The organism is Bifidobacterium miconisargentati, assembly GCF_019331675.1.
In the GTDB taxonomy this organism is placed as follows: Bacteria; Actinomycetota; Actinomycetes; order Actinomycetales; family Bifidobacteriaceae; genus Bifidobacterium; species Bifidobacterium miconisargentati.
Genome location: NZ_JAHBBJ010000034.1, coordinates 1 through 4,587, shown reverse-complemented (window position 1 = coordinate 4,587; position 4,587 = coordinate 1). Strand labels below are relative to the sequence as shown.

The window sequence follows — 4,587 nt, the reverse complement described above, 5'->3', positions numbered from 1 at the left end:
CTGGAACACCAAACGACGCCAGAAACGACTGGAGGGACACACCCCGGAGGAATTCCGGAACATGTCCCTCACAGCCTGATCAGGTACCCTTAATAAACCACGTCCAACTTCCAGGGCGCAGTTCAGACAACCCGCTACTCCCCTCAGTCTCACTACGCTCGACAGCTCCCCTCAAAGAGGGGAGCCAGAACAAGGACCCACCATCGAAAGCCGCGCGACGATTCACTCCCGCGCGGCCTGCTCACGCCCTCACTTGAGGACGTTGTCCTTCATCCTGTGCAGGAACGCGGCCATGTCCTGACGGTACACGGCCGTCATACCCCTGAACGAGCCATCACCATAACCGGTCGTCACGCCGGTCCTGGCCAGCCAGGCGATGTCCTCCGCATGGGGCGTCTGGTCGGTGACGTCCGTGAACTCCTTCGCCTCGCCCGACGGGTCATCCGCCTTCTCATAGACGGCGAGCCTGTGCAGGAACGCGGCCATGTCCTGGCGCACCACCGGACGCATGCCGCCGAACGTGCCGTCCGGGTAGCCCTTGGTGATGCCGGTGGAGGCCAGCCACAGGACCTCCTTGGCGTGCGCGCTCTTCTCGTTCACGTCCGTGAACGGGTTCTTCGACCAGTCCGGCGTGAACGCCGGGCTGCCGGCCAGACGGTACAGGAACGCGGCCATGTCCTGACGGTTCACCGCGTTCATGCCACGATACGTGCCATCCGAGAAACCGGTCGTGATCTGCCGGTCCGCCAGCCACAGGATATCCGCATAATGCGGCGTCACATCCTTGACCACATCAGAGAACGGGCTCGTGCTGCCACGATCCACCGTCACATCGGTCCAACCCTGAACCACACCAGACTCATCAACCAACGCAATCTTATGATCACCAGACAAACCATCCGGAACATACACGTCCACGTAGAACTTGCCGGCGTCATCCTTCTCAACCGGCAGAATCGGGCTGCCGTCCGGGCCGGTCAGCTTCTTCGGCGTGGAGTAGATGTAACCGTACCAGAAGCAGGAGGTGTCGTCCGGCTGGCATGCTTCCTTGAGCTGATTGATATAGACTCGCGCGGACTTGCCGGCCTCGACCTTGCCGGAGTTATCCACCGTGACGTTGTCCTTCGTCTCCGGAGTCAGCTTGTCCTCCGTGGTCGCAGCAGGCTCCGCAGTCGTCCTGAAATCAGGAACATCGACGGGGTCGGCATCAAAGGAGATGTAGTCCGTCCACTGCTTGACGCTGACTCCGTCCTTGAGCTTGATGCGAAGTCCGACATTGAACTGGCGGAGATCAACCGAAGTAGTTTGTCCCACCGGAAGATCGTGTGCAGCAGCGCTCACCAAAGATGCCGCATTCGTCTGATAGTCATGGCCGGCATTGCCGTACAGGGTGTTCGGAGTCAGACCAATGACCGGGAGACTGAATGTACCACTGGTCGACGTGCCGTCCCAAGACTTGGCGTTATAGCGATAGAAGTCCTGCAGCGTCGCCTTGGCGTAGGTCTGTCCGTCAGCCGTCAGATAGTTGTCATTGCTGCGCAGACCGTAAATCTGGTCGTAGGTTTCCTGTGTCAGTTCATCATCCATGACTCCACCGGAGCAGGACGGATCCTGGGCCCATTTGCCCGCTCCCCATATCCAGTTGCCGAAATCACGAACCTTGGTCACGCTGGTGACACGAGTCACCGTCGAAATGAAGCATACGTTTTCAATCTGATCGGCGGTGATGCCGTTGATTTTCCAGTCGAACGTCACGTTTGCCGTATGGGCGCCGATTTCCGACACCTTGACATTGCTCACGGTGTACGGATCCAGCAGGAATTCATCTTCGATGCCATCGGCTTGCGCCGTACTGATACCGCCCGTCAACGCCATCGCCACACCGGCGATGAAAGCCAGGGCTTTCCCTATGCGCTTCATTGCTTTGCCCTTCTTCTCAAAGGATTTCATGAGTGTTGCTTATGCCCCACCGCTTCACTATTATCCTCTGAAATCAACGAATCCGTTAAACGGTGTCGGATTGCAATGGCTGAAATGAAGACGATATGAGAATGGCCTCTCGCTGGATTCGCGAGAGGCCATTGAGAATCACGAGGGGAAAGACTCCCCTCAGTCGTCTGCGGCGCCAGCTCCCCTCAGAGAGGGGAGCCAAAAGATAGCGCTTACTTCGCCAGCAGCGGCGCGACCTGCTCCTCGTAGGCGGTGAGGGCGGTGTCGATCACGTTGTGCATGTCGTAGTACTTGTATGTGCCGAGACGGCCGCCGAACACGACCTTCGGCTCGGCCGCGGCCTTGGCCTCGTACTGGGCGTACAGGGCCTTGTCGGCGTCGGTGTTGACCGGGTAGTACGGCTCGTCGCCGCGCTCGGCGAAGCGGGAGTACTCCTCCCAGACCACGGTCTTGTCCGGGTTCTGCTGGTCGGCGCGCTCCGGGTTGAAGTTCTTGAACTCGATGGCGCGGGTGTACGGCACGTCGGCGTCGGAGAAGTTCATCACCGGGCAGCCGAAGTGGTCGCCCTCGTCGTAACGGACCTCCTTGAAGTCCACCGTGCGCCACTTGAGGTCACCGAGCTCGTAGTCGAAGTAGCGGTCGACCGGACCGGTGTACACCACGGGCACGCCGGCGGCGAGCAGGGCCTTCTTGTTGTACGGCTGGGACTCGTCGAAGAAGTCGGTCTTGAGGGAGACGGTGATGCGCGGATCGTCGATCATACGCTCCATCCACTTGGTGTAGCCGTCCGCGGGCAGGCCTTCCCAAGTGTCCTTGAAGTAGCGGTTGTCGTAGTTGAAGCGCACGGGCAGACGCTTGATGATGGCGGCCGGCAGCTCGGAGGGGTCGGTCTGCCACTGCTTGCCGGTGTAGTTCTTGATGAACGCCTCGTACAGCGGACGGCCGATGAGCTGGATGCCCTTGTCGTTGAGGTTCTGCGGGTCGGTGCCGGCCAGCTCGCCGGCCTGCTCCTCGATGAGGGCCTTGGCCTGGGCGGGCGTGTAGTGCGCGTGGAAGAACTGGTTGATGGTGCCGAGGTTGATCGGCAGCGGGTAGACCTCGCCGTCGTGCGTGGCGTAGACGCGGTGCACGTAGTTGGTGAAGGTGGTGAAGCGGTTGACGTAGTCCCACACGCGCTTGTTGGAGGTGTGGAACAGGTGGGCGCCGTACTTGTGGATCTCGGCGCCGGTCTCCTCGTCGATGTAGGAGTAGGCGTTGCCGCCGATGTGGTCGCGCACGTCGATGATGTGCACGCGGGCGCCGGTGTGCTCCACCGCCTGCTGGGCGATGGTCAGGCCGAACAGGCCCGCGCCGACGATTACCAGATCCGGATATTCAACAGCATCTGCCATGTGCAGTAAACCTTTCAATCCCTGTGTTCGATTCGGGTCTATTCTACTGACACCGCTTCCTTAAGTCATCCTGCCGCTTGGGAACCGGTAGCGGTGGCAACTCTACAAACGTATGGATTCGACAGAGCCGCCCCTCAGTCGACTCCGCCGACAGCTCCACTGGCAAGGGACGCCAAAAATACGAACTACATCAATTTCAGTTCGGCAATATCTTCTGCGCGTTATGCACATCGATATGAACAGTTGCTGAAACATGCATGAATGATTGCCCGACATGCGATGGAGAACATATGAAAGTAACAGCTCCAGACATATTCTTGCAAGTGGTGATGCATAAGCAGCACTTAGAGATCTTCTGAGAAGAAGGAAGGCAAGGCAATGAAGCGCTTAAAGAAAGCCCTGGCGCTCATCGCCGGTGTGGCGATGGCCATGTCCGGCGCTGTCAGCGTGGCACAGGCTGACGAGGATCCCAGCTACTCGGTCAGCAACGTAAGCGTGTCGGAAATCGGCGCGCACACGGCGAACGTGACCTTTGACTGGAACATCACCGGCGTCACGGCCGACGAAATCAAGGACGTCTGCTTCGTGGTGAGCGTGCAGAAGTACACGTCCATGACCCCGATCGAAAATCGCCATATCCCGTACGCATCGGGCCCCAATGACTACAACTGCGAAGGCGGAATCAAGGATACCGATCTCTCCAAGATGACCGTTGATCAGGCGCAGGCCGAGTACGACAGGGTGTATAAGACGAGCGACAAGAACTTCACCTTGCCCAATTGGGACGGCAACCAGTACACCGCAGCGACGGTTCACGGACAGAACTTCTACCGCTACTCCAACGGAGAAGCTTGGGACGGCAGCTCGCTGAGCGGCACCTTTACACTGCCCGTCCTTGGCCTTGAGGCCAATTCCACCTACGGCAACACCCATTCCTGGCTTGCTGAGACCTTTGAGAAGCTCTGGGAGCAGGGCGTCCGCACCGCGACCCCAATCGATTACCGCGATATGTACGCCGGCATGTATGTCCATATGAAGGACGGCTCGGCCATCCACTTCTACGATGGTCAGCACGCCGATGTCCCTGATTTCACGACGGCTGCGGAGCCTGCCGCGACTACGGAGGACAAGCTGACTCCGGAGACGAAGGACAACGTCACGGTGGATAACTCCGGCAAGGTCGAAGCCGGCAAGTCCGTGCGCATCTACATCAACAATCTGAAGGAGTCCTGCAAGGCCGATGGCG

Annotated in this window: 3 protein-coding genes and 1 pseudogene; 2 read left to right on the top strand and 2 right to left on the bottom strand. The window is 59.1% G+C overall.

Annotated features, from left to right (window positions below; genetic code table 11):
* Positions 1–79 (top strand): IS3 family transposase (locus KIH81_RS11870; RefSeq protein ID WP_214305358.1); only part of this gene is annotated, 79 nt, incomplete at its 5' end.
* Positions 80–249: 170 nt separating this feature from the next.
* Here KIH81_RS11870 and KIH81_RS11865 read toward each other — a convergent pair.
* Positions 250–1,950 carry an S-layer homology domain-containing protein gene (locus KIH81_RS11865; RefSeq protein ID WP_214305513.1) on the bottom strand — a complete coding sequence of 567 codons (1,701 nt, stop codon included), beginning with the start codon at positions 1,948–1,950 and terminating at the stop codon, positions 250–252.
* Between the two features lie 212 nt (positions 1,951–2,162).
* Complete coding sequence (glf, locus tag KIH81_RS11860) at positions 2,163–3,341, bottom strand: UDP-galactopyranose mutase (protein WP_214305512.1); 1,179 nt, start codon at positions 3,339–3,341, stop codon at positions 2,163–2,165.
* A gap of 378 nt (positions 3,342–3,719) precedes the next feature.
* On the opposite strand from glf, the pseudogene KIH81_RS11855 reads away from it, so the two are divergent.
* A pseudogene (locus KIH81_RS11855) lies at positions 3,720–4,587 on the top strand (hypothetical protein); the annotation flags it as partial.